Origin of the sequence: Streptosporangium sp. NPDC000509 (assembly GCF_042898365.1) — a bacterium.
GTDB lineage: Bacteria > Actinomycetota > Actinomycetes > Streptosporangiales > Streptosporangiaceae > Streptosporangium.
Map to the genome: position 1 here is coordinate 1 of NZ_JBIAYX010000025.1, position 5784 is coordinate 5784.

A 5784-nucleotide genomic window follows, 5' to 3' on the forward strand; every position below is an offset into this window, starting at 1 on the left:
CCCCACACCAAAACCACCACCTCCTCTCAACCCTGCCCCCCCCCCCCCACCCCCACCCCCCCCCCCCCCCCACCCGGGGGGGGGGGGGGGGGGCCCCCCCCGGGGGGGGGGGGGCGCCCCCACGACCACCGCAAGCCGCACGCGTAGCGGGCTCCGCCCTTCGGAGCGGAGCGGACGTCAACGGGAGTCCTGAACTCCCTCAGCGGACGTCGCCGGCTTTTCCGGCGCTGACTTTCCTGGCGCGGACTTTCCCGGCACCGCGATGGAGGTCACGACCAGGCCGTCGGAGACCAGCCAGCGGCCGGTGAAACCGGTCAGCTCCCGGCCGTCCACGACGGGGCCGGGAACGAGGAGGCGGGCGGTGAACGTACCTGAGGGGGAGAAGACGAGGTGGGCCTCCTCGAAGCCGAGCCAGCGCCTGGCCAGCGGGAACCACGCCTTGTAGACGCTCTCCTTGGCGCTGAACAGCAGCCGGCCCCAGTGCACGTCGTCGTTCAGCCGCTCCAGCGCGGCCCGCTCCTCGGGCAGCGAGACCGCCGGCAGGATGCCGTCGGGGAGCGGCTCGTGAGGCTCGGCGTCGATGCCGATGGTGAGCGCGTCGCGGGAGACGGCCGCCGCACGGTATCCGGCGCAGTGGGTGATGGCGCCCACCACCCCGTCCGGCCACACGGGGGCGCCGCGCTCACCGGGCAGGATCGGCGCGGGCGGCAGTCCGAGCTCGGCCAGGGCCTGACGCGCGCAGTGGCGCGCGGTGCCGAACTCGCGCCGCCGCTTCTCCACCGCGCGGGCGACGGCCTCCTCCTCCTCGGGGAACAGTACGACGTCCGGCGGGTCCTCGAAGCGTTCCGAACTCGCCACCCACGACGGCAGGATCTTCTCGATCACGAGGCGGCCTTCGGGCTGGGCAGGATGCGCCTCAGCTGACCGGGCGCGGTGGACCTGGGACGCCACTCGCGGGGATAGCCCAAGGAGACCTCCTCGAAGCGGATACCGTCGTGCCAGGTGGTCCTGGGGATGTGCAGGTGACCGTAGACGACCGCGGCGGCGTCGAAGCGCAGGTGCCAGTCGGCGGTGCGCTCGGTGCCGCACCAGATCGCGAACTCCGGGTGGTACAGGATCAGGGTGGGCTCGCGCACCAGCGGGTAGTGGTTGACCAGCACCGTGGGCACCCCAGGCGGCCTGGCCTCCAGGCGCCGTTCGGTCTCGGCGATCCTGGCGTCGCACCAGGCGTCCCTGGTGGGGTACGGGTCGGGGTGCAGCAGCATCTCGTCGGTGCAGACCACCCCCTTGTCGTACGCGCGGGCGAGCGCCGCCTCCTTCGTGGCCACACCGGGCATGCGGAAGGTGTAGTCGTACAGCACGAACAGCGGGGCGACGGTGACCGGGCCGCCGGGGCCGGTCCAGGTGGGGTAGGGGTCCTCGGGCGTCGCCACCCCCAGGTTTCGGCACACCTCGACCAGGTGCCGGTAGCGCTCCTCGCCGCGCAACTGGACGGGGTCGCTGGGATGGGTCCACAGCTCGTGGTTGCCGGGCGCCCACACCACCTTCTCGAACCGTTCGGCGAGCAGTCCCAGGGTCCATTCGACGTCGGAGACCTTCTCTGAGACGTCCCCGGCGACCAGCAGCCAGTCGGAGGAGGAGGTGGGCCGCAGCTTCTCGACGATGTCGCGGTTCTCCTGGTAGCCGATGTGCAGGTCGCTGATGGCGAGCAGTGACGTCATGCGTGGCCCGTCCTCCGAGAAGCGGTGTCTCGCGGCGCGAGTCGCGTGCTTCGCGAGCCGGTCTCGCTCCGCGCGAGGCCCGTCACCGGTGTACCCGTCATCGGCGAGCCGAGCCGATCGCCGCGCGTCGCCACCGTGAGCGCCCGCGCCGTCCCCTCGTTCTCTTCCACGTTTCCCAGCACCGCCGCCTCCGTCTCGCCCTCTTCCCCGGGCGCGGTCACGACCCCGTGATCGTCGAGCAGAAGAACCCTCTCACGACCGCTCCCGTGGGCACACCCCAGTCCACCCCCGAAGGCATCAAGTATGGCAATACTCATACAGTTTGAGCAGGCGGTGACGATCCTTAACGTATGACGACATTCGACAGCATGCCCCCGTGCTGTATCGCACCCCCCGACCTGCTCGCGGCGGTCGCCGAACACGGAACCCCCGCCGAGCGGGAGGCCGCACTCAGGACCCTCGCCACCTCGGAGAGCGCCTAAGCGCAGCGCGCCTCGTTCGGTGGCGCGCTGCGTCAGCTCAATCGTCGATCAGCCATTCCTGTAGTTCCCGGTGACGGAACCGATAGCCGGCCCCGGCCACCCGTAGCAGGCCCGCCGCGCACGCCCGTCGACAGAAAGCGGCGAACCGCCACGGCAACCGGCCCCGCATCGCCGCCAGCGCCACACCGACCGTATGCCGCGCCTCCGCGCCGTTCGAGACGCTGATCCCGCCCACCAGCACGGTCGCGAGTCCGAACGCGATCCCACGCGTAAGCCCGATCGGGGACCCGAGCACGAACACGAGCCCGAACCCGCCTACAAGGCTGCCCATGAGGAAGGCCGTGCGGGCGGGAATGGAGTTTTTCTCCGGCGGGAAGATCTCCGGCGCTGACCATTCGGTCCACGCGTAAGACGGCACCTTGTAGAACAAAAATCCATACAAGATCACGGACAGGGTTATTCCGGTCGCGGCTTAATGCAATTGACATCTTTTGGAGACACTCGCAGAATGGCGCGCAGGTCGGCTGCCGCCACAGATCACCTTGACGATCAGTTGGTCGGCACACAGCGTTGTGGGATGCCGTTGGCGAAACCGCACGACTACCGATGTGCGGTTTTTCGCACCTGTTCCTTCCCGGCCCCGGCTTCCGTGGACATTCGGAGGCGTCTCCGGCCGGCCCGCAGTACGACACGCCCGATTGCTCGGTGGACATTGCTCGGTGGAAGGAGAGGCCGCGGTGACGACGGTTGAGACGGTGGTGAGGCGTTGGTCCCTGGTGGGCCGCGACGCGGAGCTGGAGGCGTTCAAGGCCGTTCTCCATGAAACCGGCTACAAGGGTTTCCTCATCTTCGGTGAACCCGGCGTCGGCATGACCCGGCTGGCGGAGGAGTGTCTCGCCGTCGCCGCTCTGCGGGGGCACGCCGTGGGCCGCGCCGCCGCGACCGGCGCGGCGGCGGAAATCCCCCTCGGGGCGGTAGCGCATCTCCTGCCGGACGGCGTGGACCTGTCGGATCCCATCGCGGGTTTCGCGACGGCGGTCCGGCTCATGTCGCGGGCCTACACCGCGACGGCCCGCCTCGTTCTGCTCATCGACGACCTGCACCTGCTCGACTCCGCCTCGGTCATGCTGTTGCGCCAGCTCATGGAGACCGATGCCGTCTTCCTGGTGGGCACGGTGCGCTCGGACGCCTCTTCCCTGGAGAGCGTCGTGACGCTCGGGCGAGGCGACGCCGTCCACCACGCCGACCTCGCGCCGCTGACGTGGCGGGAGGTGAACGAGCTCCTCCAGCACGCCCTGGCCGGGCACGTCCACCGCGAGACCGTCGACCGATTACACGCCGCGAGCGGCGGCAATCCGCTCTATCTGGGCGAACTGGTGCGTGGTGCGCTGGCCGAGGGCAGGCTGACGAACGACGGGGAGGTCTGGCAGCTGGTCGCCGGCGAGCCCCTTCCGGTCACCCGCCGCCTCACGGACGTGATCCGCCACCGGCTCGCGACGGTGGTGCCGCGCGGCCGTCGCCTCCTCGACGTCCTCGCGCTGTGCGGTCCGGTGTCCGTGGCCGACCTCGAACGCGAGCCCGATACCGAGATTCTGGACGAGCTGGAGCGAGCCGGGCTCGTCACCGTCGTGCGGGAGGGACGGCGTACGTACGCCCGCCTGGCGCACCCTCTCTACGCGGAGGTGCTGCCCCCGGGTATCACCGAGGGGCGACGGCAGGAGATCCTGCGCGAACAGGCGGACAGACTGGAACGGACCGGCTCGCGCCGCCGGGAGGACGCCATGCGCCTGGCCTCCTACCGGCTCGCCGGCACCGGCAGCGCCGATCCGGCCCTCCTCCTCCAAGCCGCCCGGCTCGCCGCGCACGGCGACGACCATGCCCGCGCGCTCGCCTTCCTCCGGGCGATCCCCGAGGACGAGCTCACCTTCCCGGCTCTGCTTCTGCTCGGCCGCACGCTTTCCGAGGCGGGCCGACCGCAGGAGGCCGAGGACGTGCTGCGCAGGGCCGACGGGTGGGCCACCACGGAGAGCCGCACGCTCGCGGTGGCGTTGGCGCGCACCCACAACCTCATGTGGTGCCGCGGCACAGCCCGCGAGGAGGTCGTCGCCGCGAACGACGCGGCGCGCGACCGCGTCACGAGTGCCGCAGGGCTGTGGGCGCTGCGGGTGAACGAGGCCAACATACTCTCCAGTCTCGGTCGTCACGCCGAGAGCCTCGACCTGCTCGACGACCTGCGGGACGAGGAACCGGCGGTGGGTGACATCGCGGGCGTGGCGGCGTGGACGGCTGCCGCCGCGACAAGGGCCAGTGCGCTGTCCTTTCTCGGCCGCAGTGAGGAGGCGGTGCCGTGGGCCGAGCGGGCCGTGGCCCTGTGTGCGAAGGCGAGGACGGAGGGCAGGGGCCACGGCCCGCAGGAGGCGGCCGCGTGGTCCGCGCTCGTTCTGGCCCTGACCGAGATCGGACGTCTGGAGGAGGCTCGCGTCACCGCCGAGCGCGCCCACACCGAATCGGGCTGGGTGCCGACCGGGTGGCAGCGTACGCTCCTGGTCTTCCCGCTCGCCCGCAACGCCTGGATGGCCGGCCGCCCGGCCTCGGCGCGCCGCTGGTACGCGGAGATCGCGCACGACACCCGCCCTCAGGGAGTGATCCTGCGTCCACTCGCCCTCGCCGGGCTCGCGGCGGCCGCGGCGCTACAGGGTGACGTGCGCGCGGCGGAGGCCGCCCTCACCGAGCACGCCGGGCTCGCGGTGGCGGTGCGCGTGCCCGAGGAACGGCTCGGCGAGGCGTGGACGCACGTGGCGCGAGGAGAGCGGGGGACGGCCAGGAGAGTGCTACGGGAGGCGGCGGCCGAGGCCCGCGAACGAGGGCAGTTCTCCTCCGAGGCCACGCTGCTGACCGACCTCGCGCGGCTCGGCGGCGCCGCGGAGGCGGCGAACCGTCTCACGGAGCTCGCGAAGGCCGGGGGGCCCTTCATCACCGCCCGGGCACGGCTGGCGGTCGCGCTGGCCGTCGGCGACCGGGACGGTCTGATAGCGGTGGCCGACGACTTCGACCGGATGGGGGCGAGCCTGTTCGCGGCAGAGGCGGCGGGCGCGGCAGCGGAGCTGTGGCGCCGTTTCGGGAACCCCCGGCAGGCCTCCGCCGCCGCCGCGCGGTCGGCCGCCGCCGCGGCCCTGTGCGAGGGCGCGCGGACGCCCCTGCTCCAGGCGGCCGACGCGGCCGTGCCGCTCACGGCCAGGGAAAGGGAGATCGCGAGCCTGGCCTCCGGAGGGATGTCCAGCAAGGACATCGCGGCCAGTCTGACCATCTCCGTCAGGACGGTGGACAACCACCTGCAGCGCGTCTACGCGAAGCTCGGCGTCTCGGACCGCCAGGAGCTGACCGGCCGGCTCGGCCGCACGAACAGGTGAACCGGTCGACCACGCCGCCCGTGCCCCTGTGCACGGGCGGCGCGGTCGCGGACTCGCCGGGTGCCCCCCCCCCCGGGGGGGGGGGGGGGGGCCCCGGGGGGGCGGGGGGGGGGGGGGGGCCCCGGGAGGCCCGATTGGGTGTACCCCCACACGCCCCCCGGGGCAGAGCGC

5 protein-coding genes are annotated in these 5784 nt (G+C 72.3%); 2 read left to right on the plus strand and 3 right to left on the minus strand.

The features are described from left to right. Window positions 1-177: 177 nt before the first annotated feature. Together ACFY3D_RS34570 and ACFY3D_RS34575 are read right to left on the minus strand one after the other, a co-directional pair. Window positions 178-885 carry a 4'-phosphopantetheinyl transferase gene (locus tag ACFY3D_RS34570; protein ID WP_389987615.1) on the minus strand — a complete coding sequence of 236 codons (708 nt, stop codon included), beginning with the start codon at window positions 883-885 and terminating at the stop codon, window positions 178-180. Beyond that, on the minus strand, window positions 882-1721 hold the full coding sequence (locus ACFY3D_RS34575; RefSeq protein ID WP_389987618.1) for a metallophosphoesterase family protein: 840 nt from the start codon (window positions 1719-1721) through the stop codon (window positions 882-884). Before ACFY3D_RS34575 ends, ACFY3D_RS34570 begins: the two co-directional genes overlap by 4 nt. 350 nt (window positions 1722-2071) lie before the next feature. Here ACFY3D_RS34575 and ACFY3D_RS34580 point away from each other — a divergent pair, with 350 nt between their 5' ends. After that, window positions 2072-2203 (plus strand): hypothetical protein, encoded by a 132-nt coding sequence (locus ACFY3D_RS34580; protein ID WP_389987621.1) that lies wholly within the window; start codon window positions 2072-2074, stop codon window positions 2201-2203. A 37-nt stretch (window positions 2204-2240) separates the two neighbouring features. Here ACFY3D_RS34580 and ACFY3D_RS34585 read toward each other — a convergent pair whose 3' ends face one another. Then, complete coding sequence (locus ACFY3D_RS34585) at window positions 2241-2633, minus strand: hypothetical protein (protein ID WP_389987624.1); 393 nt, start codon at window positions 2631-2633, stop codon at window positions 2241-2243. Window positions 2634-2940: 307 nt separating this feature from the next. Here ACFY3D_RS34585 and ACFY3D_RS34590 point away from each other — a divergent pair, with 307 nt between their 5' ends. Beyond that, window positions 2941-5613, plus strand: coding sequence for a LuxR C-terminal-related transcriptional regulator (locus tag ACFY3D_RS34590; RefSeq protein ID WP_389987627.1), 2673 nt, complete (start codon window positions 2941-2943; stop codon window positions 5611-5613). Window positions 5614-5784: the final 171 nt, after the last annotated feature.